General features: G+C 50.1%; 28 protein-coding genes. 17 read left to right on the forward strand and 11 right to left on the reverse strand.

The window, feature by feature from the left end:
- Nucleotides 1-43: 43 nt before the first annotated feature.
- Entirely contained in the window at nucleotides 44-598 is a 555-nt protein-coding gene (locus ABJL60_RS01250) for an ActR/PrrA/RegA family redox response regulator transcription factor (RefSeq protein ID WP_348285268.1), read from the forward strand.
- A gap of 17 nt (nucleotides 599-615) precedes the next feature.
- On the opposite strand, the gene ABJL60_RS01255 is transcribed toward ABJL60_RS01250, so the two are convergent.
- Nucleotides 616-1,101 (reverse strand): GNAT family N-acetyltransferase, encoded by a 486-nt coding sequence (locus ABJL60_RS01255; RefSeq protein ID WP_348373450.1) that lies wholly within the window; start codon nucleotides 1,099-1,101, stop codon nucleotides 616-618.
- Nucleotides 1,098-1,694 (reverse strand): HD family hydrolase, encoded by a 597-nt coding sequence (locus tag ABJL60_RS01260; RefSeq protein WP_348285270.1) that lies wholly within the window; start codon nucleotides 1,692-1,694, stop codon nucleotides 1,098-1,100. The genes ABJL60_RS01255 and ABJL60_RS01260 overlap by 4 nt, the downstream gene beginning before the upstream one ends.
- Before the next feature lie 97 nt (nucleotides 1,695-1,791).
- Here ABJL60_RS01260 and ABJL60_RS01265 point away from each other — a divergent pair, with 97 nt between their 5' ends.
- Nucleotides 1,792-2,085 (forward strand): S-adenosyl-L-homocysteine hydrolase, encoded by a 294-nt coding sequence (locus tag ABJL60_RS01265; RefSeq protein WP_348373451.1) that lies wholly within the window; start codon nucleotides 1,792-1,794, stop codon nucleotides 2,083-2,085.
- Between the two features lie 106 nt (nucleotides 2,086-2,191).
- Complete coding sequence (gene ahcY, locus ABJL60_RS01270; protein WP_348285272.1) at nucleotides 2,192-3,577, forward strand: adenosylhomocysteinase; 1,386 nt, start codon at nucleotides 2,192-2,194, stop codon at nucleotides 3,575-3,577.
- Nucleotides 3,578-3,634: 57 nt separating this feature from the next.
- Here ahcY and ABJL60_RS01275 read toward each other — a convergent pair whose 3' ends face one another.
- From ABJL60_RS01275 to ABJL60_RS01290, 4 genes are all read right to left on the reverse strand, one after another.
- The gene (locus ABJL60_RS01275; protein ID WP_348373452.1) at nucleotides 3,635-4,636 is read right to left on the reverse strand and encodes a hypothetical protein; all 1,002 of its coding nucleotides are present in this window, start codon (nucleotides 4,634-4,636) and stop codon (nucleotides 3,635-3,637) included.
- 98 nt (nucleotides 4,637-4,734) lie between these two features.
- Complete coding sequence (locus ABJL60_RS01280; RefSeq protein ID WP_348373453.1) at nucleotides 4,735-6,183, reverse strand: heme biosynthesis HemY N-terminal domain-containing protein; 1,449 nt, start codon at nucleotides 6,181-6,183, stop codon at nucleotides 4,735-4,737.
- A 9-nt stretch (nucleotides 6,184-6,192) separates the two neighbouring features.
- Entirely contained in the window at nucleotides 6,193-7,404 is a 1,212-nt protein-coding gene (locus ABJL60_RS01285; RefSeq protein ID WP_348373454.1) for a hypothetical protein, read from the reverse strand.
- Between the two features lie 66 nt (nucleotides 7,405-7,470).
- The gene (locus ABJL60_RS01290) at nucleotides 7,471-8,115 is read right to left on the reverse strand and encodes a uroporphyrinogen-III synthase (protein WP_348373455.1); all 645 of its coding nucleotides are present in this window, start codon (nucleotides 8,113-8,115) and stop codon (nucleotides 7,471-7,473) included.
- A 119-nt stretch (nucleotides 8,116-8,234) separates the two neighbouring features.
- Here ABJL60_RS01290 and tsaD point away from each other — a divergent pair, with 119 nt between their 5' ends.
- From tsaD to ABJL60_RS01310, 4 genes are read left to right on the forward strand one after another with little or no spacing between them, the layout of a single operon-like run.
- A complete protein-coding gene (gene tsaD, locus ABJL60_RS01295) occupies nucleotides 8,235-9,332 on the forward strand; it encodes a tRNA (adenosine(37)-N6)-threonylcarbamoyltransferase complex transferase subunit TsaD (protein WP_348373456.1) in 1,098 nt (365 codons plus the stop codon).
- Nucleotides 9,329-10,282 carry an NAD(P)H-dependent glycerol-3-phosphate dehydrogenase gene (locus ABJL60_RS01300; RefSeq protein ID WP_348373457.1) on the forward strand — a complete coding sequence of 318 codons (954 nt, stop codon included), beginning with the start codon at nucleotides 9,329-9,331 and terminating at the stop codon, nucleotides 10,280-10,282. The genes tsaD and ABJL60_RS01300 overlap by 4 nt, the downstream gene beginning before the upstream one ends.
- 1 nt (nucleotide 10,283) lies before the next feature.
- Nucleotides 10,284-10,556, forward strand: coding sequence for a YciI family protein (locus tag ABJL60_RS01305; RefSeq protein ID WP_348285279.1), 273 nt, complete (start codon nucleotides 10,284-10,286; stop codon nucleotides 10,554-10,556).
- The gene (locus ABJL60_RS01310; protein WP_348373458.1) at nucleotides 10,556-10,975 is read left to right on the forward strand and encodes an EVE domain-containing protein; all 420 of its coding nucleotides are present in this window, start codon (nucleotides 10,556-10,558) and stop codon (nucleotides 10,973-10,975) included. The genes ABJL60_RS01305 and ABJL60_RS01310 overlap by 1 nt, the downstream gene beginning before the upstream one ends.
- Nucleotides 10,976-11,256: 281 nt before the next feature.
- Here the strand turns inward: ABJL60_RS01310 and ABJL60_RS01315 are convergent, their stop codons facing one another.
- Nucleotides 11,257-11,598 carry a DUF2853 family protein gene (locus ABJL60_RS01315; RefSeq protein WP_348285281.1) on the reverse strand — a complete coding sequence of 114 codons (342 nt, stop codon included), beginning with the start codon at nucleotides 11,596-11,598 and terminating at the stop codon, nucleotides 11,257-11,259.
- A 260-nt stretch (nucleotides 11,599-11,858) separates the two neighbouring features.
- Here ABJL60_RS01315 and gmd point away from each other — a divergent pair, with 260 nt between their 5' ends.
- Nucleotides 11,859-12,977, forward strand: a complete 1,119-nt coding sequence (gmd, locus tag ABJL60_RS01320; protein WP_348285282.1) for a GDP-mannose 4,6-dehydratase — start codon at nucleotides 11,859-11,861, stop codon at nucleotides 12,975-12,977.
- A 5-nt stretch (nucleotides 12,978-12,982) separates the two neighbouring features.
- Here gmd and fliP read toward each other — a convergent pair whose 3' ends face one another.
- Genes fliP through fliF form a run of 4 tightly spaced genes read right to left on the reverse strand, consistent with a single transcriptional unit; the run spans nucleotide 12,983 to nucleotide 16,238 of the window.
- Nucleotides 12,983-13,708 (reverse strand): flagellar type III secretion system pore protein FliP, encoded by a 726-nt coding sequence (gene fliP, locus ABJL60_RS01325; protein ID WP_108826716.1) that lies wholly within the window; start codon nucleotides 13,706-13,708, stop codon nucleotides 12,983-12,985.
- Between the two features lie 7 nt (nucleotides 13,709-13,715).
- Nucleotides 13,716-14,009, reverse strand: coding sequence for a FliM/FliN family flagellar motor C-terminal domain-containing protein (locus ABJL60_RS01330; protein WP_108826715.1), 294 nt, complete (start codon nucleotides 14,007-14,009; stop codon nucleotides 13,716-13,718).
- 1 nt (nucleotide 14,010) lies between these two features.
- Nucleotides 14,011-14,601, reverse strand: a complete 591-nt coding sequence (locus ABJL60_RS01335; RefSeq protein ID WP_348373459.1) for an ABC transporter ATP-binding protein — start codon at nucleotides 14,599-14,601, stop codon at nucleotides 14,011-14,013.
- Nucleotides 14,601-16,238 carry a flagellar basal-body MS-ring/collar protein FliF gene (gene fliF, locus ABJL60_RS01340; RefSeq protein ID WP_348373460.1) on the reverse strand — a complete coding sequence of 546 codons (1,638 nt, stop codon included), beginning with the start codon at nucleotides 16,236-16,238 and terminating at the stop codon, nucleotides 14,601-14,603. The genes ABJL60_RS01335 and fliF overlap by 1 nt, the downstream gene beginning before the upstream one ends.
- A gap of 106 nt (nucleotides 16,239-16,344) precedes the next feature.
- On the opposite strand from fliF, the gene ABJL60_RS01345 reads away from it, so the two are divergent.
- The 9 genes from ABJL60_RS01345 (at nucleotide 16,345) to ABJL60_RS01385 (ending at nucleotide 25,343) form a co-directional block, all read left to right on the forward strand.
- The gene (locus ABJL60_RS01345; protein ID WP_348285286.1) at nucleotides 16,345-16,833 is read left to right on the forward strand and encodes a flagellar basal body-associated FliL family protein; all 489 of its coding nucleotides are present in this window, start codon (nucleotides 16,345-16,347) and stop codon (nucleotides 16,831-16,833) included.
- A 9-nt stretch (nucleotides 16,834-16,842) separates the two neighbouring features.
- Complete coding sequence (locus ABJL60_RS01350) at nucleotides 16,843-17,223, forward strand: DUF6468 domain-containing protein (protein WP_348285287.1); 381 nt, start codon at nucleotides 16,843-16,845, stop codon at nucleotides 17,221-17,223.
- Nucleotides 17,220-17,822 carry a hypothetical protein gene (locus ABJL60_RS01355; protein WP_348285288.1) on the forward strand — a complete coding sequence of 201 codons (603 nt, stop codon included), beginning with the start codon at nucleotides 17,220-17,222 and terminating at the stop codon, nucleotides 17,820-17,822. The genes ABJL60_RS01350 and ABJL60_RS01355 overlap by 4 nt, the downstream gene beginning before the upstream one ends.
- A gap of 67 nt (nucleotides 17,823-17,889) precedes the next feature.
- The gene (gene motA, locus ABJL60_RS01360; protein ID WP_348285289.1) at nucleotides 17,890-18,759 is read left to right on the forward strand and encodes a flagellar motor stator protein MotA; all 870 of its coding nucleotides are present in this window, start codon (nucleotides 17,890-17,892) and stop codon (nucleotides 18,757-18,759) included.
- Nucleotides 18,756-20,909, forward strand: coding sequence for a hypothetical protein (locus tag ABJL60_RS01365; protein WP_348373461.1), 2,154 nt, complete (start codon nucleotides 18,756-18,758; stop codon nucleotides 20,907-20,909). Before motA ends, ABJL60_RS01365 begins: the two co-directional genes overlap by 4 nt.
- Nucleotides 20,910-20,999: 90 nt before the next feature.
- On the forward strand, nucleotides 21,000-23,081 hold the full coding sequence (flhA, locus tag ABJL60_RS01370) for a flagellar biosynthesis protein FlhA (RefSeq protein ID WP_348285291.1): 2,082 nt from the start codon (nucleotides 21,000-21,002) through the stop codon (nucleotides 23,079-23,081).
- The gene (locus ABJL60_RS01375) at nucleotides 23,081-23,851 is read left to right on the forward strand and encodes a flagellar biosynthetic protein FliR (protein ID WP_348285292.1); all 771 of its coding nucleotides are present in this window, start codon (nucleotides 23,081-23,083) and stop codon (nucleotides 23,849-23,851) included. Before flhA ends, ABJL60_RS01375 begins: the two co-directional genes overlap by 1 nt.
- Entirely contained in the window at nucleotides 23,848-24,939 is a 1,092-nt protein-coding gene (locus ABJL60_RS01380; protein ID WP_348285293.1) for a flagellar type III secretion system protein FlhB, read from the forward strand. The genes ABJL60_RS01375 and ABJL60_RS01380 overlap by 4 nt, the downstream gene beginning before the upstream one ends.
- The gene (locus ABJL60_RS01385) at nucleotides 24,936-25,343 is read left to right on the forward strand and encodes a hypothetical protein (protein WP_348285294.1); all 408 of its coding nucleotides are present in this window, start codon (nucleotides 24,936-24,938) and stop codon (nucleotides 25,341-25,343) included. The genes ABJL60_RS01380 and ABJL60_RS01385 overlap by 4 nt, the downstream gene beginning before the upstream one ends.
- The last annotated feature ends 1 nt before the right edge of the window (nucleotide 25,344 follow it).

Raw genomic sequence — 25,344 nt, forward strand, 5'->3', positions numbered from 1 at the left:
GGCGCAAGCGTCGCCGGACTTTGGCGCATAGCAAGGGGACACCATGGCAGAGCAACCAAAATATGAGATCGGGGAAGACCCGTCTTTGCTGCTTGTTGATGATGACGAACCGTTTTTGCGCAGGTTGGCTAAAGCTATGGAAAAACGTGGTTTTGCCGTAGAAACCGCTGACTCTGTGGCGGGTGGTAAGGCTATCGCTACAGCGCGCCCCCCGGCCTATGCAGTGGTGGATTTGCGCCTTGGAGACGGCAACGGATTGGATATCGTCGAGGTTCTTCGCGAAAAGCGCCCAGAGGCACGGATCGTGGTTTTGACAGGCTACGGCGCCATTGCGACGGCGGTGGCCGCGGTGAAAATCGGGGCAACAGATTATTTGTCTAAACCTGCTGATGCGACAGACGTGACCAACGCGCTTTTGGCGACTGGCGATGACCTACCGCCGCCACCGGAAAACCCTATGAGCGCGGACAGAGTACGCTGGGAACACATCCAGCGTGTCTATGAGTTGTGTGATCGCAACGTGTCAGAAACAGCGCGGCGATTGAACATGCACCGTCGGACATTGCAGCGCATATTGGCCAAGCGGTCGCCCAGGTAAAGATCAAACAACAGGTATCAGACGTCGTAGCGTTTGCTGATTTTGTCCACGATCAGCCCGCTTTCCAATTTGATGCCTTCGTCTATCGTCCAGGTTTTGAAGCCACGAGACTGGTAATACGTCAGGCCACCTTCGTTGTCGGCGCGGATGGTGGCGTTGATCCAGACGTAGCCAAGGTTTTTTGCGGCCTTGGCTGTGGCGTTGAACAATGACGATCCGATCCCCAAACCGGTGCGTCCGATTTGTACAAACGAAGCGATGTCGCAGGCCTCGGCGGGCAAGTTTTCGTGGGGCGCGATCCATTGAAACCCTACAACTTGCTCTGAGCCATCCAAAGCGACATGCCATGCTGAACGATCCGAATTGCTGTCCATGCGTTTGTTGATGTCTGTTCCAGTCATTGGTCGCGTTAGCGCAGTTGTGCCGCCTTGTTCGATGATAGCATTCAGCAAGTTGGCCATCGAATTTGCATCCAAGGGCATGGCGGGACGAACAGTGATCATGGCAATGCTTTCAATAAGGTATGATGGCGGGCGGTGAACGCATTTCGCGTCTCTGTCGGGGTGCGCAAGACGATTGTAAGGTCGGTCATAATGTTCGGATCAGGCTTTCCGAAAAACTTGTCTGCTTCTGCTGCACTGAATCCCGCAATTTGGGTGGCTTCCATCCAGGCGCTGATTTTATCGGCCTTTTTGATTTGCTTTTTGATGGGTGCTGGGATTTTTGCAGGCAATCCAAAACGAATGTGAATAGCGGCTTCGAGCCGTTCATCCAATGCCCCGTACCCCGGACCAACAGCGGCTTTGACAGGGGAAATCATGTCGCCAATCACATACTCGGGTGCGTCATGTAGCAACGCAGCCAGTTGCCATTTCACCGGCGCACCCGGCGCGATGCGGCCAAAAAGGGTTTCGACCAACAGCGAATGTTCGGCCACAGAATAGGCGAAGTCCCCTTGGGTTTGCCCGTTCCAACGCGCCACAAATGCAAGGCCATGTGCGATGTCTTCGATTTCTATGTCGACGGGCGTCGGGTCCAACAAGTCCAGTCTGCGGCCGGACAGCATACGCTGCCACGCGCGGGGTTGTTGCGCCATTTTCCGGACCTCCAGCTTTTAACTTACCCAGTTGGTGGAACCAAACTGCTGCCTTCGTTGTTTTTGACATGAAGAAGAACGTCATGAAACCCGCATTTTGTCCAAATCACGCACCGCCGCTTTGGCATTGTCCGCTTTGGCCACCACCGCTGGGGCCCAAACCATTTGCATGCACACACGGGAAATGGAAGCGGCCTTGAAGGACTGGTACGGTGAAGCACCCGTCGAAAACTATGCGGGCCAAAAGCAACAAGTTTGGGCATCTGCTGCAACGGGATCGTGGACGGTGGTCAAATATTTGACGGATGGCAACAGCTGTGTTGTGGAACAAGGTGAGAACTGGCCAGACGTCGCAGAAAAGAACGAAGCATTGGCCGCTTTGGAGCAATAAACGCAGTGTTTCATCAGCGCACTGCCGCTGTGACCTAATCGCACGTTGCCGTAAGACGATGTCAGTGCTATTTGCGCCGCAAACGGTTGCAAAGGAAACGCACGAAATGGCGAAAGACTATATCGTAAAAGACATCGCTCTGGCAGAGTTTGGCCGCAAAGAGCTGAACATTGCAGAAACTGAAATGCCCGGCCTGATGGCATTGCGTGACGAATATGGCGAAGCAAAGCCTTTGAAGGGGTCGCGCATCGTCGGGTCGCTGCACATGACCATTCAGACGGCTGTTCTGATCGAAACACTGGTGGCACTTGGCGCCGACGTGCGCTGGGCATCATGCAACATCTTCTCTACGCAAGACCATGCGGCTGCCGCGATTGCAGAATCCGGCGTGCCCGTTTTCGCAATCAAAGGTCAGTCTCTGGAAGAGCATTGGGACTACCTTGATAAATCCTTCATGTTTGACGAAGGCCCGAACTTGATCCTTGACGACGGTGGTGATGCCACGTTGTACATTCTGCTTGGTGCGCGTGCCGAAGCGGGTGAAGATGTGATTGCTGTTCCGACTTCCGAGGAAGAAGTTGCGATCAAAGCGCAGATCAAGAAGCGCATGGAAGCGTCCCCCGGCTGGTTCACCAAAATGCGTGACCAAATTCAGGGCGTGTCCGAGGAAACGACAACAGGCGTGCACCGCTTGTACGATCTGGTCAAACAAGGCCAGCTGCCGTTCCCTGCGATCAACGTGAATGACTCTGTGACCAAGTCGAAGTTTGACAACAAATACGGTTGTAAAGAATCCCTCGTGGACGGCATCCGCCGCGCCACAGACACCATGATGGCAGGTAAGGTTGCTGTTGTTATGGGCTACGGCGATGTCGGCAAAGGCTCTGCCGCTTCCCTGTCTGGTGCTGGTGCGCGCGTGAAAGTGACCGAAGTCGATCCGATCTGTGCGTTGCAGGCGGCGATGGACGGCTATGAAGTTGTCATCCTCGAGGAAAACCTCGACGCAGATATCTTCATCACGACCACAGGCAACAAAGACGTCATTCGCATCGAGCACATGCGCGAGATGAAGGACATGGCGATCGTTGGCAACATTGGCCACTTCGACAACGAAATCCAGGTGGCGGCGCTGAAGAACCACAAATGGACCAACATCAAAGAACAGGTCGACATGATCGAGATGCCGAATGGCAATCGCTTGATCCTGTTGTCCGAGGGCCGTTTGTTGAACCTTGGTAACGCGACGGGCCACCCGTCTTTCGTGATGTCCGCATCCTTCACCAACCAGGTGTTGGCGCAGATGGAGCTGTGGAACAACGGCGACAACTACAAGAACGAAGTCTACATCTTGCCCAAGCACTTGGACGAGAAAGTGGCGCGTTTGCACCTTGATCGCATCGGTGTGAAGCTGTCCAAGCTGGACGCGGAACAAGCGGCTTATATTGGCGTTGCGCCAGAAGGCCCGTTCAAGCCGGAACACTACCGCTACTAAGCGACGACATTTACTGTTCCAGAACGCCCTCGTGTCAAAGCGGGGGCGTTTTGCTTTTCATGATTTGGGCGCAATGTCGTGGGTTTTTTCCAGCGCTTTGCGATCAATTGTACTTATCAAACTTTCCAAATCCCGAACCGTCGCATTGCCCCTTAGATACAGGATCGCGCGGGATGACAGGGGAACAGCGACATCAAGATTGGTGGCTGAACGACCACTTGTTCGCAATGACGGTGCGCCGCTTTTATCGACGCGATTGAGCGACTTAATGCCAGACAATTTGATGCGCTCAAACGAAGACCCTTTTTTGGCTTCCAGCTTTTCCAATTGGTCAATCCACGATGCTCTTTCAGAAAGCGGGCCCAAACGATTGTCACCTAGAACAGTTTGTTCGTGCAAAAATCTCATTTTGACGTGTAGATATTTTCCTGTGGGGTGGATGAAGACAGCTGTCGCGCCGTAAGGGGCATTTGCACGGCTTTGCAATGAAGGCTCTTTGTTGCCCAGCAAAAAGAATTCCACGCTGTTCCAATGCGGGTGGTCCTTTAAAGCGGATACGGATTTTCTAGTTTGCTGTGTCCAGCGCGTTTCCAAGGTTTTCAACGCGTTTGGTTGTCTTGCGTCGTGTGTGTTGACCCCAACCCAATCCCGTTTGTCCTTTGGCAAAAACACTGCGGGCATCGGTCCGTCCCCGGCTTGTTTTCTGAAGGCGGCTTCCAGGAAAAACCCGTTCAGACTGTTGGGTGTTTCACCTCTTGCCAACCGGCGAAAGGTTTCTGCTGAATCGTCGCGCATTCTTTCAAGGTATTCTGGTGACGGTTGCACCACTGAAATCGGGGCGCCAGAAATGGATTGAAATACAAAAACACCTGAGCCGACGATGACGACCATAACCATCCCGAGGACGCACATAATGGCATATTTTATCCCAAAATCGTTGCTGGATGATCTGATTTCATTTTTGGGCGGCACAGGGTCAAATGATGGTGGTTCTTTAAATCCACCGTGTTTGGTTTCCAGCCGTTTGAGGCGTTCTTGAAAGCTGTTTTGATCTGACATCGCTGACTCTATCTGTACACGCAACAGTAGAGTGACCGCCTATTTAGGCATCAATGGGGCCGAAAAGCAGAGTTTTCGAGAACGCGAAACGACAGATATTACTTCGCTTCGGTGTCGTCCTCGATGATTTCGGCGTCTTCAATCACCACAACGTCAGAACCTTCATCTGCCTTTGGCCCCATAATCAACGGCAACATTTCGATACCGCCGGGCATAGCGACCTCGGACTGAGGGGGGGTTTTCCACGAAAGTGTATCGAAGCTTTCGCAGTTTTCACAGGTTGGCTTCCATTCCGTGTGGATGTGCTGACAGTTTTCGCAGATCCACTGAGGCCCGCGTGGCAATGACAAGGCCCGTGCCAGCCAGCCTTTAACAACCGTATCGTCAGCACCTTCGCCGCGCTCGATCGCGGCCATCAAAGTGGCAGTGCGCGCGGTTGGATTTGTTTCGTTCAGGTCTGCCAACATGCGCCGCGCTTCGGGGAAATCTTCGTTTGCCAGATGCAATTCGGTCATCAGCATTTGGCTTTCAGGATGGGTGCTTGTGGCCTTCACCAGCGGCCTGAAACGTTTGAGACGCGCGGCAGGGGCTTCGTCCGGTTCGATGGCGGCAAAAGTCGCGGCCAGATCAGGATGCGGGGCCACATCCCATGCTTTTTTCAGCACGCGCGTTGCGTATTTCTTGTTGCCTTGTTCGATGTAGCCGTGGGCCGCCATCACCGCGGCCGGAATGAGATCAGGGGACAGGCGATTGGCTTCAATGGCCGCTTCACGCGCTTCGATTGTAAGATCGTCGTCGTAGACCGTGCGCGCTTCGGACAAGGCCAACACTGCATCGCGGCGTTTGTGAACATCACGAGGCAATGCGCCATATTTCAGCTTGGCGCTTAGGGTCTCGCGGGCCCCTTTCCAGTCTTCCTTTTTCGCCTGAAGCTTCAGAAGAACGTCTTGGGTGTCCTCATGCTTGGGCTTCAACGCAAAAGCTTTTTCCGCCAAAGCCAAAGCTGTTTCAGTATCACCATCGGCCAAACGTTGTTTCATGATACCGCGCACGCCCACAAATCGGGTTGCGTCATTTTCGATCAAGGCGCGGTATGTTTGTTCTGCTTTTCGTCGGTCGCCGGCCAACTCAGCGGCTTGAGCGGTGAGTAAATTCGTCAGCTCGGGCTTGTTCAAATATTTTTCGGCCTTTTCGGCTTTTGACATGGCCAAGCGGCCTTCGCCGGATGCAAGTGCCATCATACCTTGTGAAAGCGCATCGTAGCCTTTGGCCTGACGATTGCGTTCAAAGTAACGCGAAATGGCGGTTTCATCACCGTTCAGGAACTTCCATGTCGCGATGATCAAGCCCAGGACTTTAATAAAGACCCAGACTGCAACAACCAGCAAAGCAAGGGCAATTACCGATTGAAGCGGGCCGAAATTGTATTCGCTGCCAGCGACTTCGATGCGGACGCCGCCTTGCGCTTCCAGCAAAAAGCTTGCTCCGAAAGCGACAGCGACCAAAGCGCAGAAAAAGAGGATGATTTTAACGAGTGACCAAAGCATGATAATTCCTCAGTTCGCGGCAAGGCGCTGCATCAGCGCTTCGGTTGCGGTTGTAACATCAAGGCGGGTGCGGGCTTGTTCCAGCCAGTCGGCCATTGCGGCCTGACCTTCCGGGGGCAGTGTTTCGGCTTCGGCCAGAGCGTCATTTAAACGACCCTCACGCACAGCGGCTTCGACGCGTGATAAAACGGCATCGGGATCGGACCCTTCTTTGGGCGTGACAGATCGGGCGCCGAGTTGGCGTTGGAAAAACCCGCCAAGGCCGCCAGACGTGTCTGCACTGCGCGATGCAGCCAATGCGGTGCGTGCAGCCTGCGGAATGGTGCCTTGCAGTTCTGCCAGTTGGGTAACGCCATTTGGCGCGGCGTCGGACAATTCTGCAGGAACTTCGACGCCGGTTGACGCAAGATCATCAAGGGCGGCATCAAAAGGCGCACCGCTTTCTACAGCAGCGACAATGCGCGTGGCTGCAGCGCGTGCAAGGGCCGCTTTGGCCGCCGCCTCGCTGGATTCTTCAACCAGACGTGCATCTGTCAGAAGGCGATCAATTTCTTCCTGCTGTTTGCGCGCCATGTCTTGCAGTTCGGCAAAATCGGCATCGTAGTTCGGGGCGGATCCATCTGCTGTAGCGACGGGACGCTTTTCCAATGACTGGATGCGTTCGCCCAAGGCCGCGACAGAGTTTTCTAATTCTGATGCATCAAACACTTCAACTGCCTCTGCGGCAGTGATTTGATCCTCAAGTGCGTCAATCTTTGCGTTTGCCGCGTTCAAAGCGCCTTGTAGGTTGTCTATTTTTTCATTTGCAACCACGGCATCTGCACCCAGTCGCATGGACGGCGGTAAGACGTTATCAAGCAGATCAGCGCGTGCGGCCAAAAACCCAAGAAGCGCTGCGATCACGCCCCCAATGACCAAAGGAACAGGGCTTTGCTGTTTTGGTTCAGGCTTAACCGGCGCGGGGGCTGGTTCGATTGATGTTGGTTCTGATTGTGATGTCTCGTCGTCGCTTGCGGTATCTTCGTCTGGCATAACTGGCGTTTTGTCAGATGGATCGTCGGTCAAAGTGGGTTCTGAAGACGCATCAACATCGTCTGATTTTTCAGATGGTGCGTTTTGATCTGGGGATTCCAACCGAACGGGGGCGTCATCGTGCGAAGCAACATCTTTATCGCGGCCCATGTCACTATCGCTGATCGTATCGTCTTTTTTCTCAGCCACTTTCACACCTTCCAGATTCTTCAACACGCGCACTTTTTGGTAGTCTACGCACCGCCCACCGAAGGCTCAACCCAAGGTCATCGAAAGCACTCGCTTTTTGACCTGTTTGACCATGTCCTGACGTGTGGGAAGCGCACAAACGCTCATGGATGTACAGATAGTATGGTTTAGCGCTTCTGCCACTGCCGTACTTAACGCGATAATGTGCAAAGGTGCCTTGCCATGATTCTGTGCGTCAAAATGCCGTGCTGTGCGGGGTGAGAACAGGGGAACTACAACAGGCGTTTCCCGGTCAAGCGCAATGCGGGCCTGACTGTTCAGGTCGTTTAGAGTTTGATCATAAAGCGCGATGTGTCGTGTGGGTATTCCAGCTGCTGTCAAACGTTGCGCCACATCTCCGCGTGTATGAACGCCGGCGAAATGAATCAAAGGATCCTGCGGGGTGTGTGTTTTCAGAAATGCGACCAAGTCGTCGGCTGTGTGCGCAGTGTAGGTGACGCGCCAACCACGCGCTTGCGCAGCGCTTGCTGTTTTCTGACCAACGCAAAAAGCACTGCGTTCGTCGCCGCGTGATGCAAAACCAACAGCTTGGGCAGATGTGAACACGGCGCATTTTGCCAAAGGTTCCTTTGGGCGCAACGGTTTGATGGACATCAGGGGCGACAAGATTGGCACAATACGTGTCGTGATTTCGAACGGTAAATCGGACAAAAATGCGCGTGCGGCGTCGGAAGGACGCGTTAAAAGCAGAGAAACCTGCGGGTGCTTTGCATTGTTAGCCACGACACACGATGTTAATGGCTGTTTAGATAGCGTGCAATGGACCCAATTTGGCACATGACATCAATATTTTAGGGATCGAAAGCAGTTGCGATGATACTGCTGCGGCCATTGTGCGTGGTGTTCCAGGCGGGGCTGCGACGGTGGTATCGTCTGTTGTGGTCGGACAAACAGAACTGCACGCTGCCTTTGGAGGCGTTGTGCCGGAAATCGCTGCGCGGGCCCATGTTGAGAAGCTTGATGTTAGCGTGAAGCAGGCTTTGACCGATGCAAACCTTGAACTGTCGCAGATTGATGCAATTGGCGTCACGGCAGGGCCGGGCCTGATTGGTGGCGTAGTGTCCGGGGTAATGCTGGCCAAGGGGTTGAGTGCCGCGACGGGTTTACCCCTTTACGGGGTCAATCACCTTGCAGGTCATGCCCTGACGCCAAGACTGACTGATAATGTCACGTTTCCCTATGTGATGCTTTTGGTGTCAGGAGGGCACTGTCAGTTTTTGATTGTTGAGGATGCAAGCACATTTCGCCGTCTGGGGGGCACGATTGACGATGCGCCGGGGGAAGCTTTTGATAAAGTGGCCCGATTGATCGGTTTGCCGCAACCCGGCGGACCCTCCATCGAAGCATGCGCGAAAGCGGGCAATCCCCGACGTTTTACGCTGCCGCGTCCATTGTTGGATCGGCCCGGATGCGATTTGTCATTTTCAGGCTTGAAGACAGCGACCCTTCGGGCGCGTGACGGCGTTATAGCACAGCAAGGTGGCCTGACCGAAACGGATCAATCTGATCTTGCGGCCAGCTTTCAGGCCGCCGTTGCAGATGTATTGGCGGAAAAATCCAGACGCGCTTTGATGTCGTATCTAGATCTAAGTCCTGCGCGGCCCACGTTGTGTGTTGCAGGTGGTGTTGCAGCAAATGCATCTATTCGGTCCCTATTAGAGACTGTTTGTACGCAGTTAGGTGTGCAATTTGTGGCACCGCCGTTGCGCCTTTGCACGGACAACGCAGCGATGATTGCTTACGCGGCACTGGCGCAAATGCCGGATCGGGACGCGGATGGTTTTGATCTATCTGCGCGTCCGCGGTGGCCTTTGGATAAATCCAGCCCTGCGATGTTGGGAAGCGGTAAAAAGGGGGCCAAGGCGTGAGCATTCTGGTGGTTGGCGCGGGTGCATTTGGAACAAGCTTGGCAATTTCTCTTGGGCGACAAGGTCCTGTGTCGCTTTGGGCGCGTGACCCGCAGCACATTGCCGAAATGCAGGCCACGCGTCGCAATACACGGCGCTTGCCCGGGGCAAATTTCCCCGACCCTTTGACTGTCACCGCGACGTTGCAAGATGCGCAAACGGTTTTGCTGGCGGTTCCAGCTCAGAAACTGTCTGGCGTGTTAACAGAAAACCGAGACTTGTTCGCCGGCAAATACCTTGTGGCCTGCTGTAAGGGAATTGATAGAGAAACAGGGTTGGGCGCTTGCGACACCATTGCGGCTTCTGTTCCTACTGCAATCCCCGCCGTCCTAACGGGCCCAAGTTTTGCAGCCGATCTTGCAGTCGGTTTGCCGACCGCTTTAACGCTTGCCTGTGCTGACAGTGATGTCGGTAGAATATTGCAAAAACAGCTGTCTACACCTGTTTTACGCTTGTACCGAACGACGGATACCAGGGGCGCTGAATTGGGTGGGGCATTGAAGAATGTCATGGCGATCGCTTGCGGTGTCGCTGTTGGCGCAGGTCTTGGGCACAGCGCCCGTGCGGCGCTTATGACGCGCGGATTTGCAGAAATGATACGTTTTGCTGTTCAATATGGAGCGGATTCTGCAACACTTTCTGGCCTGTCAGGCTTTGGCGATTTGGCTTTGACCTGCACGTCGGAAGGTTCACGGAATTATCAGTTTGGTGTTGCGCTTGGGTCTGGGCAGTCGTTTGATCGAAACACGACGGTTGAAGGTGCAAGCACTGCGCTTGCGATGAAGAAAATTGCTTTGCATCAAAATCTGGACATGCCGATCACACAGACTGTGGCACGTTTGGTAGAGAAAAAAGCAGATGTGCAAACTGCAATTGAGCATCTGCTATCACGTCCTTTGAAGGAGGAATAATATGCTGGTTGCTTTGATGGCTTACGACAAAAAAGGTGCGCTTGATGTGCGAAAAGCCAATCGGGATGCGCATGTCGCATATCTGAAAAGTTCTGACGCGGTGGTGCAGGCTGGCCCATTCTTGGACGAGGCGGGCGACATGTGTGGATCGCTGATCGTGCTGGATGTTCCGGATATGGACGCGGCCAACCAATGGGTCGCGGGCGATCCTTACGGTCAGGCGGGTTTGTTCAGTGAAGTCACCCTTATGCCGTGGAACAAGGTGATTGGGTGATGGCCTACTGGTTGTTCAAATCTGAACCGTCAACCTGGAGCTGGGATCAACAGGTTGCCAAGGGACGTACGGGTGAAGAATGGGACGGAGTCAGAAATTATCAGGCCCGAAACTTCATGCGCGAGATGAAGATCGGTGATCTTGGGTTCTTTTACCATTCCCAAAAAGAGAAGGCGATTGTCGGGATCATCGAAGTTTGCGCCACGGCACACCCGGACAGCACAACGGATGACGAATGCTGGGACTGTGTGGACATCAGGGCGGTTAAGCCCGTTGTGCATTCCGTATCATTGGACATGATCAAAGCGGACGGACGGTTGGACGACATGATTTTGGTAAAAAACTCGCGCTTGTCTGTGCAGCCTGTTCAAGAATCTGAATGGGAAATTGTATGTGAGTTGGCGGGAATTTCGCCCTGATTTCAGGTTGGAAAGGCGCATCGACGCCTTTGATATTGCTGACGGGCTGTAGATTGAATTTGATATGAAAAAGGGTTCTGGCGCTGCGCCAGAACCCTTAATCACCCCGCGTGCTCCCATAGCCACCACACACGTTACAAAATTCGGTTCTAGCCATACTGGCCGGATGAATATGTGTACCACCCCACGTGGGAAAATGCAATTTTTGAGTGCATCAAAGCGTATTCAATAAAAAAAGACCCGCTTAACCAAGCGGATCTTTATTAAGCATGATCAGATGATTAGCCGTAAACGGATTCTTTGCCGAAGTGCTTCGTCAGCATGTAGTAGACGACAGCGCGATATTTGTTGCGTTCGGATTTACCGTACACTTCGATCACTTTGTTGATCGCATCCATCAGTTCCGGACCATCAGCGAGGCCAAGCTTTTTCTTTAAGAAGTTCTCTTTGACTGTTTCAAGCTCTGAGGCTTGGCTGCCCGCAACGGTTGATGCGTCGGCATTGTAGATGGCCGGCCCACAACCAATTGTAACCTTCGTTAGCAGATCCATATCAGGTGCCATGCCACATTTGTTTTTCAGATCGTCGGCGTATTGCGCGATCAAGTCATCTCTCTTGCCCATTGAATTCTCCCACCTTGGACTTGGCCCTTAATTTGGGCTCATGAATTAGATTAGTGAGCAATCCTGCCAAAACAAAGGGAAATTTTCAGATCGCTTTCCCCCTGTGTGATGGCGCCCTTTGTGGTCTCGACGCATCCGGGCATCAGAACGCCAAGCACCTTATTTTCAATGAGGATTTCGCAACGCGAATCGGTGATAGCTAACTATTGCAGGTGGGTCCTGTTGGTTTTAGGTAGAATGGAAACACAAAGGGCGCACCGATGAAAAAAGCATTGATTACCGGCATCACAGGTCAAGATGGGTCCTATCTGGCCGAGTTTCTACTGGCCAAAGGGTACGAAGTGCATGGGATCAAGCGGCGGTCATCATCGTTTAACACACAGCGCATAGACCACATTTTTGAAGATCCCCACGTACCGGATGCGCGGCTGAAGTTGCACTATGGGGATCTAACAGATTCCTCAAATCTGACGCGTATTATTGAACAGGTACAGCCTGATGAAGTTTACAATCTTGGGGCGCAAAGCCACGTCGCCGTTAGTTTTGAGAGCCCGGAATACACGGCGGATGTCAGCGGCTTGGGCACGTTACGGATTTTGGAGGCGATCAGGCTGTTGGGTTTAGAAAAGGCGACACGGTTTTATCAGGCGTCGACATCTGAATTGTACGGCCTCGTTCAGGAGACGCCTCAACGTGAAACGACACCATTCTATCCGCGAAGCCCTTACGCTGTAGCGAAATTGTACAGCTATTGGATGACGGTAAACTATCGTGAAGCCTATGGCATGTATGCGTGCAACGGAATTCTGTTCAACCATGAAAGCCCACGCCGTGGTGAGACTTTTGTAACCCGTAAAATCACGCGATCACTGTGCAATATCGCACTTGGGTTAGAGCCGTGTTTATACATGGGAAACATTGATGCATTGCGTGATTGGGGGCATGCTAAAGACTATGTCCGAATGCAATGGATGATGCTGCAGCAAGAAGAACCGGACGATTTTGTAATTGCAACCGGCAAGCAATATTCTGTGCGTCAGTTCATTGAATGGTCCGCTGCCGAGCTTGGTATTACATTGCGATACGAAGGGAGTGGCGTTGACGAAATTGGTATTGTTGAAAAAATCGAAGGTGATCAGGCACCCAAGCTTAGCGTGGGTGATGTGATTTTGCGTATTGATCCAAGATATTTCCGGCCGGCAGAGGTCGAAACCCTCTTGGGTGATCCGTCAAAGGCGAAAGAAAAACTGGGATGGGTGCCCGAAATATCGACACATGAGATGTGTGTGGAAATGGTTTCGGAAGATCTGCGTATCGCGAAGCAAAGCGCGTTATTGCGTGCACATGGGTATAATGCGGCGTTGAGTACTGAAAAATAGTCTCGCTAGAAGTAACTTCGAACAAGACTGCCTGCAATCAAGCTCCACCCGTCGGCAACTACAAAAAACGCCAACTTAAAGGGTAGTGAAACGATTGCGGGCGGGACCATCATCATGCCCATCGACATCAGTACCGCTGCCGCGACCAAGTCGATAATCAAGAATGGCAAGAAAATCAAAAATCCGATTTGGAATGCCCGCGATATTTCCGACAAAAGAAAACTTGGAATAAGCACAGATATCGGCGCTTCCGGGGATAGTTCTTGGCCTTGGGTATCAGGCCGAAGGTCCGCCATCGCCATAAAAGTATCAGGATCTAAACGCGCCGCCATGAACACGCGGAACGGTTCCAAAGTGCGCACGAATGCCGTTTCAGCGTCGATTTGTTCGTTTGTAAGAGGTTGTAGGCCATTAACCCACGCTTCGTTGAAAACCGGTTCCATTATGAAATAGGTAAGAAACAGTGCAAGACTTACGATCATCATATTGGGCGGTGATGCCTGAAGGCCGATCGCTTGCCGTAAGATAGACAATACGGTTACCAAAAACGGGAAACACGTAACCATTATTGCCAACCCGGGTGCCAGGCTTAAAACGGTTATTAAGGCAAAGAGTTGTAGTGTTCTGGCGCTTATCGATCCATCATCTCCCAAAGACACCGAGAGGTCTTGCGCCAACGAGACGCTCGGCCAAATCATGGTTAATGCGATGATCAGAAAAAGACGGTGCATCTGATTTTTAGGAGTCAGATTGTAAGTTTATGATTTCGGTCAGGCGCACGACAAGCTGTCCAGAGTCCGACTTGTCATCCTCTTCCAGCATTCCACGGGCGATCAGCTTGTCTCCGACAAACAAATCGACTGGATCATCTATTCGTTTGTCCAATGTTAAAACAGCATTTGTCCCAAGCATCACCAAATCCCGGACCAAGGGACGTGCCTTCCCAACGGAAACGGTGATCTCGATGGGAACCGAAGTGAAAGGGTTGTTGGTGTCAGAAGCGAGAGTTTTGGGTTCAGGAATATCATTCATATCAAGAGTCCTGCCCTGTTGCAGTGAAGAAATTGTTAAAGGCAGCGCCAACAGTCTCAATTACGTGGTCAAGATCAATCTCTCGTTCCTCCACCCCAATTCGCAAAAAGACCTGTCCATCACTCAAGTTGGGGTCTGGGACCATGACAAATGGCGATTCCAGTTCGTTTTCGATCAGCGTTTCGATGGTTTCTAGGTTTACTGGTGAAACAGTAATTTCGATTACTTGATCAGTTTGTACGCGGACCATGTCGGTAAGTTGGGCGACCAAATGGGGTCCAAGCGAATGACGTGCAACTTCGGGCAGCAGAGTAGCAACGACGTCTGAAAATAGAGGTTCCAAAGACTTGGTTAATGTGCTTCTTGCTTCGTGGTAGGAAAAAGAAACTTCTTGCAAATTTTTGGCAAGATCCGAACTTATCCGTGTCTTTGTTGCAACTTGCGCATTCACTGCATCGTCCCAACCAGCTTGATAGCCTTTTTCAAAAGAATCGAGCTTCTGATTTTCAATTTCAACATCGTTCAATGAAATGTTGACGTCTCGGCCAAGAGTTTTTGGTCCAAAATCCTGATAAAGATGTGCAATCGACATTAAACACTCTCCTCTTTCTCATCGAGCCAACTACGAAGTATTTCGACGGTTTCTTCTTGGCGCTCGCCTATCATTGCGCGCAGCCTGTCTACTGGATCACCGGTTGCGCCACCTGACATAGAGATGTCGGGTAAGCTGCCGATGTCGGAATCCATTGAGAAATCAGGTAGATCTAAGTCACCTAGGGACTCTATTTCACCGGATAAAACAGGTCCGCTTTGTTCTACGTTCCCATCTACATCCGATGTTAGCGCCGGGGCCGGAGGACTTAAGGATTGTGGCGGCCGTGTTAAGACGGGGCGTACCACGAATAGACCTAAAATCAGCGTCACTATTGCCAGAACTGCCATTTGAATTGCCGACATTACATCCAATGCAAAGTGATCCATGATTGATGTGGTGGCAACTGTTCCGCTCGGAGCGATAGACTGTAGGGACATAGATTTTATGGTAATAATGTCGCCTCTGCTCTCATCAAAGCCTACAGCTGAGGAAACAAGCTCCTCCAAGGCGCCTAGCTCTTCTTCGGATCGAGGTTCTTGCACGGGTTGCCCATCTTCCGAAATATTCGTGATGTCGTTGACCAGCACGGCAACAGTTAACCGTTTTACTGCACCTGGCGACCGGATGATTTCACGTTCCGTTTCGGAAACCTCATAGTTTATCCGTTCACGACTTTCCGTGTTTTGCGAAGAAGAACTGTCGTTGCCCGCTGCAGCGTCACCATCCGGCAGGTTGGAGGCGACTGTTACACCCGCGCCACCTGCTTCGTTAGATGTATTGTTTCGCTGTTCTGTGTCCGTGCTGATAGCCACTCTGTTTTCCGGATCAAAGCGGCGCTCTCTAATAGCTTCGCTTTCAGTCACAGTGTCCACGCTGACTTCGACGATGGCGTTGCCGAACCCAACCCGCGCCTCAAGCAGTCGTTCTACCCGATCTTTTAGCACCTGGGCCTTATCTTCTGCGCCAGCGGCCGGTACGGCGTCGTCGCTGGCACCAATAAGTGCTCCTTTTGAATCGATGACTGCAACGTCTTCTGCCGCCAATCCGGCAACAGCAGATGCGACAAGATACCGAATCGCTTTTGCTTGTTGGGCAGACACATCCCCACCATTGGATGTTACTGAAACAGATGCTTTTGGTGTCACACCTCGCTGGAATGGGTTGGACCCAGTTGTTGCGATGTGAACGCGTGCCATAGAAAACTGAGAACTCGCAATAATTGTTCGAGCTAACTCCCCTTCCTTTGCCCGCCAGTAAGCGGCGTCAAACATCTGGGAAGTTGTCCCAAATCCCGACAAAGAATCCAACAATTCATAGCCGCCACTGCTGTTTGCTGGCAGCCCTTCGCTGGCCAATGTCATTCTCAGTTGATCGCGCTGTTTCGAGTCGACAAAAATTGACCCGCCTCTGATTTCGAAGTCTGCGCCGCGCTGCTCCAAGGCGGTCACTACGTCACCGGCGGCTCCGTTTTCTAGCCCTGCATAAAGTAGTGTCATACTTGGGGCTGTCACCATTCGCGACATAGCCAATATAGCAAAAAACATAGCGATTGATGCCGCTACCACTATGATTTGGCGCCTTAAGTCCAATCCAGTCCAGGCATTTATAAATTGCTGCACGTTCGCCTCCGTCATACCGGGCGTTCTGCCCAGCGATAAACATCAATAGAACGATCAGGCTTAATAATCGGTTAGTGGATCACAGGTTATACAGAATTAGACCTAAGCGATTGGACAGCGAATGGCAGAGATTGATGAAGAAGCAGAAGCAGAACCCAAGAAGGCATCAAAAATGCCTATGATACTTGGCCTTCTGGCCACCATGCTTGGAGGCGGTGGGGGCTTTTACGCAGCTTGGAGCGGCATGATTCTCGGATCTGAACCTGCGGAAAACGTTGAGGCGCAAGTTGATGCTGTTGATGCACTTCCTGACATAGCGTTTGTGCCGATTGACCCGATGGTCATATCCCTAAGCCCCCCTTCTAACAGTAGGCACTTGAGTTTTCGTGCACAACTCGAAGTCCCGAGTCAGTATCAAGCGGATGTTGAACATCTTTTGCCCCGCGTGACAGATGTGCTGAACGGATATTTACGCGCGGTAAGAACAGAAGACCTTGAAAGTCCGTCCGCCCTGATCCGACTAAGGGCGCAAATGTTGCGTCGGGTTCAGATGGTTGCCGGAAGTGGACGCGTTAATGACCTGTTGGTCATGGAATTTGTACTGAATTGAGGACCTAAAATGGAATTGATCGCTGATATTTTGCTTGCAGCTGGTGCAATAGGTGCTGGCTTTTACTGCTTCATTTTGGGGCGACGCCTTAAGCGATTTAATAGTCTTGAAAAAGGTGTTGGTGGTGCCGTTGCAGTGCTCTCGGCGCAGGTTGATGATCTAAACAAATCTCTTGCAAGCGCACGTCAGACAGCTGCGGAATCGGCCGACACACTCACCAAACTGACTGAACGTGCTGAGCAAATGTCCAAGCATCTTGAGCTGCAAATGGCCGCATTGCACGACGTACCGACAGTTGAAGAACCTCCTGCGCAAGAAGAAATCGTTCCCAACTCAGAGCCAAGCCAACCAATGTTTATGCGTCATTCGGAAAGTGGGAGACGTCAATGACTAAGCCAGTAAAAAACAAAATTCGGACAGGGCGCGGATCCGTTGCTTTGATCGCGCTGATGTTTCTAGGTTCTGCGGGAATGCGAATAGCTCTCAGCACTGACGCAGCTTTTGCCAAATCAGCCAACACAGAAACCGAATCTACGCAGTCAGAAACACAAAAGACTACAAATTCTGCTCAATCAGAACCGCAAACAGTTCCTGCGCTCCTCGATGCTTTGATAAAAAGGGAAGAAAAAGTAAAGGAAACGGAAAAACGTCAATCGCTTAGAGCAGAATCGCTAGAACAAGCAAAAAAGGAGATTGAAAGTAAGCTTGTGCAACTGGAGGCTTTGGAGGACCGGCTAAGCAAAACCTTAGCCCAAGCGAGAGGCGCAGAAGAAAAAGACCTTGCGCGACTAACGACGGTTTATGAAAGCATGAAGCCTGCCGAGGCCGCTGCCCTATTCGAGGCAATGGAAGCTTCGTTTGCAGCCGGCTTTCTAGGTCGCATGCGCCCAGATTCTGCGGCAGCGATCATGGCGGGATTAGATCCACAAAAAGCGTATACAATTAGTGTTCTGCTTGCTGGTAGAAATGGAAAAGTTCCAAAAAACTAGCGTAGAAATAGAAATTATTAACTCGATTTGGATAGGTTGACTTCAACGAAGTTGGAGAGGAAGCGAAATGATTGGAATTGTTGGGATAATAACAATTTTCGTAATGGTGTTTGGTGGATACTTGGCTGCCGGCGGGAAAATGGGGATTATTCTAAAGTCACTTCCTTTCGAAATGACCATGATTGGAGGCGCAGCTGTGGGGGCATTCCTTATCAGCAACAGTGGTGCGGAAGTAAAGCACACACTAAAAGATCTGGGGAAGGTTTTCAAAGGCCCAAAATGGAAACACGAGGATTATCGAGATCTCTTGTGTCTACTTTTTGAGCTTATCCGATTGGCACGTCAAAATCCTGTGGCCATAGAGGAGCATATCGAAGCCCCATCAGAATCGAGCATATTTTCTAAGTATCCCAAAATTATTTCAGACACCGAGGCAACAGCGCTAATTTGCGACACAATGCGTTCCGCGTCCATGAACTATGATGATCCGCATCAAGTTGAGGAAGTGTTGGAGAAGCGTATGGATGCGAATATGCATCACGCTCTACACTCGAGTCATGCGCTTCAAACAATTGCAGATGGCCTGCCAGCCTTAGGGATTGTGGCTGCCGTTTTGGGGGTAATTAAGACTATGGCCTCAATCGATCAACCACCCGAAGTACTCGGGAAGTTAATTGGCGGGGCGCTGGTTGGTACATTTTTGGGTGTTTTCTTAGCATATGGACTGGTTGGTCCATTTGCTGAAAAGGTCAAAGCGACAACAGAGGAAGACAGCCACTTCTATCAACTTATTCGAGAAGTCCTAGTCGCAAACTTGCATAATCACGCAACCAATATCTGTATCGAAGTAGGGCGGCAGAATACTCCTTCTCATTGTCGACCATCGTACGCAGATTTGGAAGAGGCTTTGAAAACAGTAAAACAAAGTGCCGCATGAAAAATATTAGCCTTCATATAGTGGTTTTTGCGATCTTCCCGCATTTGTTATCCGCCAACCCGATTCCCGTTAGAACCGGTGACCATGATAACTTTACAAGAGTAGTATTAAGCGTTCCATCTTCGTCAAATTGGGTTGAAGAGGTCACAGGAAGAGTCATTCTAATAAAGATCTCAGATCATAAGGTAGGTTTTGACACGTCGAAGGCTTTCGATCGAATAGGAAGAGATCGAATTTCGAGTTTCAAAGCAAGCTCGTCAAATCTTGAAATACAAATGGGGTGTGACTGTACAGTTGAAAGCTACCGTACAGTCAAAAATCTAATTGTTTTGGACATTTTCAATCAAGATGATGTCGTCAATGCGAATTTACAAGTTGACCAGGTTGATTTTGCGCACTTAGGAGCCAGGAATCTTCAACTTCCCAAAACACAAAAAGAAGAACTTGAAGTCAACGCGCCGAGGGAGCAGAAAGAACCACCGGTCGACGTAGGTCAGGTACGAAATAAGGTCGAGAATGCTACAGAAACAAGTTTAAAAATAGAAAATGGAGAATCCTTAAAGGGAGCTCGCGAAATCCTGCTGCAAGAGTTTGGATCTTCAGCTACACGTGGAATTTTGAGCATTTCCTCTTCTTTACCTGCGAGGGAAGAGCGCTCACCACAAATCGATTTATCCATATTCAGTGAAAATCTTGAAGACTCCTTAGAGAGAAGCGAAGTGGGCAGCCCAAACATTGAAATTTCTTCGAGCAGTGACTTGCTGAATACATCTGCAGCACAGCAGATTATACAAAGCTCAGGCTTTTGTGTCGACGCAGATCTACTTCAAATTTCGCAGTGGGGGAAAAAATCTTCCCCTATTTCTGAAGTTGGAAACTTGAGATCTGCAATTTTTGATGAGTTGCAGCAAGTAGAACCTCAGGAAGTGTTAAAATTAGCTAAGTTGTACCTACATCTTGGTTTTGGCGCAGAGTCCGCAGCTACTTTGAATATTGTACCGTCGTTAAAGAAAAATCATCCTGAATTGCTTGCGATAGCGGAAATAATGGAATTTTCCAAATCTGCAAATGGGAATTTTTTTAAGGCTATGGAATCCTGCAACTCGGCTGCCGCAATGTGGGCTTTGTTCACCAACAATATTTCTGGAATCCGATCAGCTGAAGTAAACACGGATGCAGTGATTTTTGCACTAAATGATTTACCCATTTCTTTGAGAGAGAACCTAGCACCCACTATCAGTAATCAACTGTTGGCGCTGGATTTGGGTGCGGCTGCTGACTTGGCGTTGCGAACTTTAGAACGTTCTAGTGAACTCTCTACGGTAGACGTCGTCCTTGCAAGGTCCAACTTGGATACTGTCGATAACTCTCCAAAAGAGTCCAAAAAAAACTTGAGATACGTAATTGATTCTAACACACTTCAGTCAGCTGAAGCGTTGATAAAATTGATTGATCTAGAATTTAAGAACGACGGTCAAATAAGTGAGCAGCAACTACTTCTCGCCAGCGCATACACTATGGAGTTACGTCATCACGACCTGATTCATGAAATACAAAGAGCTTTTATTTTGGCTTTGACGATGAGTGGAGAATTTTCAAGATCCATAAGAATATTGGAAGATTATGTTAAAGAAAGATCAAAGTTTCAAACTGATGGTCTTCAAAATCGTGTCGTTCAATATTTGACCAAGCATTCCACCGTTGAAGAATTTCTGCTCTTTACCTTTGCTACGCTAGATAGAAGAACACTCAACCTGAATGCTTCAACAATGAAAAAAATTTCTGAAAGACTGGAAGAGCTAGGGTTTCTGGAGCAAGCAGAGTCTTTTTCAAACATGGCGATTCTGAATACTAGTGTGGTTGAGATTGCCGGCGAAGCCAACGTTAATACGATTGGTGGCAGTGCCATTAATGGAGAAACTAGAAAATTTGGGAACGATCCAAACTTAAGTGAAGAATTGGAGACAGTACCGGCTGCACCTCAGGAACAACCAGTTCGACTTGAACCTCTAAGTCAGAGTCAAGAGTCAGCGGTCCAGAAAAACACTGCGCCTAGAGTTGACCCTAACGGATTTTTGAAAGAAGCAGATGAAGCTTTGATTAAAAGTATCGAGTCGCGTGTTTCGATAACGAAGTCTCTGGAAGATTAAACCCTTGAGAAACGACTAGTATTAAGAGAATTTTATTCAGTTTGTAGTCTGTTGGGTGAAAGATATTGCGCTTAACCGGAGACAAAAAAGTTGAAAAGTTCTGTGAGAGAATATTTCAATCCAACCGTTCTGTTGGCCATGGCGTTGATGGCGGTTATCGTAATGATGGTCCTTCCGATGCCATCGTGGGTTTTAGATGTTGGTTTAGCTTCGTCTTTCGCGCTGGCGATACTGATTTTCACGGTGACTTTATTTATTCAAAGGCCGCTAGATTTCTCCGCCTTCCCTACAATTCTATTAACTACGTTAATGCTCCGCCTTTCCCTTAATGTTTCATCGACCAAACTGATCATTGGTCAGGGGCATACTGGCACCGACGCTGCGGGCGGGGTAATTGAAGGTTTCGCTCAGTTTGTCATGGGTGGCAGTGTCTTCTTGGGTTTGGTTGTGTTTTGTGTCCTGTTGATTGTTAACTTTATGGTTATCACCAAGGGCGCGGCGCGTATGGCGGAAGTGGGCGCCCGCTTTGCACTAGATGGAATGCCGGGCAAGCAACTGGCGATCGATAGTGACATGTCAGCCGGTGCGATTGATCACGCCGAAGCTAAGGAACGACGTGAAAGGGAACAACAAGAAACTACGTTTTTTGGCTCTCTCGATGGTGCGTCAAAATTTGTTAAAGGGGATGCAGTCGCCGGCCTACTGATTACTTTGTTAAATTTGGTCGCTGGTTTGATAATGGGCATAGCCGTGCATGGCATGGCCGTTGGTGACGCGTTTGTTACCTATGCAATTCTTACTGTTGGCGACGGTCTGGTCACGCAGATCCCTGCTGTCATTATTTCGATAGCTTCTGCTCTTTTGCTTGCGCGGGGCGGTGCGCAAGGATCGACTGACCTAGCAATTTTTGACCAATTGGGAAAGCATCCAGCCGCAATTGCAACAGTTTCTGTAGTTATGGGAGGTTTTGCATTTCTTCCTGGCCTACCGTTTGTACCGTTCATCTTGGGAGCAATTGGGCTGGCGGCTTTTGCGTATTTTGTAAGTGAACGAAACAAGAAACGGGCGTCGCATGCATCAGATAGTGTTGTAATTGATGAGCCCTTGCCAGAAAAATCGTTGGGTGACATTTTAGAATTGGACGACATACACGTAGAGTTTGCTCCAGATTTGGTAAATATGGTGTTGGACCCTGGAACCGGGTTGGACTCTCGAATAGCTAATATGCGGACACATGTAGCGTCTGTATTTGGCCTGCTTCTCCCGGAGGTGCGTTTGACGGATCATCCTGGATTAGTTTCTGGTACCTACGTCATTCGAATTCATGGGGTTGAGCAAGTCAGAGCAGTGCTTCAATCCGATCAAGTGTTGGCATTGCTTCCTGATGATCCGTCAACAGTTCCAAGTGGTTTGGATGCAAAGGAGCCAGTATATGGCGCTCCAGCGCGTTGGATAACAACCTCCGATCAAGAAACTGCCGCATTGGCTGGAGTAACAATCGTAACTCCAACCGAGGTTTTGGCCACTCATTTGCTAGAAGTGGTCAAGCGCAATTTCGGGCGATTGCTGTCGTTGAAGTCCCTCAGGCGGCTTTTGTCAGAAATGGTTAATGTATCTGACCCATCCCGCGCGGAAGCGAACAGAAAGTTTTTGGATGAACTAATTCCTGATCGTGTCCCTATCGATTTGTTACACGCAGTACTGCGGCTTCTTTTGGAAGAACAGGTCTCGATAAGAAACCTACCTCTCATATTGGAAGCTATAGCTGAGGCCAGAGGGCAGAATGCGACACCAGAGGTGATCTGTGAACATGTACGTCAAAGGTTGGGATTTCAGCTGGTAGCAGAGATGCGTCGGGCTGATGGTACTCTGCCTTTATTGCAGCTTGCACCGGAATGGGAGGATGCATTTGCAAACTATCAAGTCGAAGCTGATCGCGGATTAGATATCGCTTTGCCCCCTGATCTCTTTAACACATTGGCCGATAACGTTTCCCAAAAGGTGCGCGACGCCAATGACGAAGGAATTTTCCCTGCTGTCGTTACCAGCACTCGCCGTCGCCGGTTTTTGCGTACTTTGATGCATGCCAAAGGGATCAATACACCCGTCTTATCATTCGAAGAGATTGGTGTAGATGCCCGTCCTTCTCTGATTGGTGTTGTTGCGGCTTAATGGAGGGGTTAGCCGAGTTTTTAGAGATCTCGAATGAATATCTTTGGCATGGATTGATTGTATTCTTGCGAACTGGAGCAGTAGTTGCACTTCTTCCCGCGTTTGGTGAGCAGGCTGTACCAGCACGGATTAAGCTAATTTTAGCCCTCTCATTTACTATGATTGTCGCGCCTGCGGTCGAATTTAGTTCATTTTCCAACACACCATCAGATTTGGCATTTCTAGCAATGACAGAAGTCGCATCCGGTTTGATAATTGGATTAGGCATCCGTCTTTTTATCCTGGCTCTTCAAACAGCGGGGGCAATCGCCGCGCAATCGACATCTTTGTCACAATTGCTTGGTGGTGCTGCTGTAGAGCCGTTGGCGGCCATCGGGTACGTGTTGATGTTTGGCGGTATGGCTTTGGCGGTGATCGCGGGATTGCACATCAAAGCCGCTGAATTGCTAATCTTGTCCTTCGAGTTCTTGCCGATTGGTCGCTTTGCTGGGGGGGGTGATGTCGGTGAATGGGGCACTAAGCAAGTTAGCAAAGCATTTGCGCTGGCGTTTACCTTGTCTGCGCCGTTCATTTTGGTTTCAGTTTTGTACAACTTGATGCTTGGCGTCATAAACAAGGCTATGCCTCAGTTGATGGTGGCGTTTGTCGGGGCGCCGTTGATCACGGCTGGTGGTCTTTTTATACTTTGTTTGGCCGCGCCGGTTATGTTGGCTGTTTGGCTACAAGCCTTTGATCAATTTTTGTTCAATCCATTTGGAAACCTGCCATGAGTGGTTCGGGTGACGACACAGACAAGTCATTTGATCCATCTGCAAAGAAGCTCGCGGATCAAAGAAAGAAGGGCGAAATTGCCCGATCCGCCGATTTGTTGACAGCATCTGCATACTTTGGGCTAATTCTGGCATTTTTGATCTCCGGGTCCTTCGTGGTTACCAAATTGGGGACTGTATTGTCTGTGCTGTTAGATCAGTCTTCAAATCTTTCGCAGTCTGTCTTTGCCGGGGCGTTTTCCCCTACGCTTGGTGGCGTCTTTTTCACTGTGTCGCTTGCCTTGATGCCGGTGTTCGGGTTCCCTTTCATTTCCGTATTAGCGGCTATTATTGCGCAAAACGGACTGGTTTTTGCACCCTCAAAGCTTGAGCCAAAACTTTCGAAAATTTCACCGATCTCAAACGCGAAAAATAAATTCGGCCGTAACGGATTGTTCGAGTTTGGGAAGAGTTTTACCAAGCTTGTTATTTACTCGACCTGCTTAGCTGTTTTTCTAAAATCGCGGATATTAGAGATTGTGTCCTCCGCACAAAGCGAACCGAACGTTATTGTAAGCCTTCTTGGTGAATTGTGCATAACCTTTTTGATACTGGTTGTTCTCATCTCCGCAGCGATCGGTGGGGTAGATGCTTTGTGGCAGCACGCTGAACACATCAGGAAAAACCGAATGTCACACAAAGAATTGATGGATGAAGCAAAGGAATCCGAAGGAGACCCACATTTGAAAGCGGAGCGAAGACAACGTGCGCAATCGGCTGCGATGTCTCAGATGATGGGCGATGTGCCCGACGCTGATGTGATCATTGTGAACCCTACACACTATGCGGTTGCCCTTAAGTGGTCTCGCGCAGCAGGAAGTGCCCCAAATTGTGTTGCAAAAGGCATCGATGATGTTGCCTTACGGATAAGGGAAGTGGCCGTAGAAGCCGGCGTTCCCATCCACAGCGATCCGCCAACGGCACGGGCGTTGCATGCGGTTACGGAGATCGGTGAAGAAATTTCTCCTGAACATTACCAGGCAGTTGCAGCAGCAGTACGGTTTGCGGAAGAAACAAGAAAACGGGCGAAGCGGAATATTTGGTCATGAAAAACTTAGAAGATTTGAACGTATTGACTCAAATGAAGTACCAAAAGGAACAGCAGGTTTTGCAAGTGTTCTTGAAAAGGGAAGAAAAACTACGAGAGGATCTTGCTGAGTTGAGGCAGCAGGAAGAAGATGGGCGTTCATTAGGTTTTGATGATGCTAGTGCCTCAAAGACATTGGGATCAGATGTTCTTTGGGCGAAGTGGCTGTCCAAAGCGCGAAGCGCACTAAATTACGAGCTCGCGCAAGTTATGGTGCAAAAAGAAGCCCAGCTTCAACGTGTACGTCACGCTTATGGAAAGGTTCTCGTGAGCGATACGCTTTCAGCAAGCCACAAAGCGCAAGTATCCTCCAAACGACAAAAACGCAATTTGGAGAACGTACTAGAACATTTCAAACTTCGTTAGA

Source organism: Ascidiaceihabitans sp. (assembly GCF_039986515.1).
GTDB lineage: Bacteria > Pseudomonadota > Alphaproteobacteria > Rhodobacterales > Rhodobacteraceae > Ascidiaceihabitans.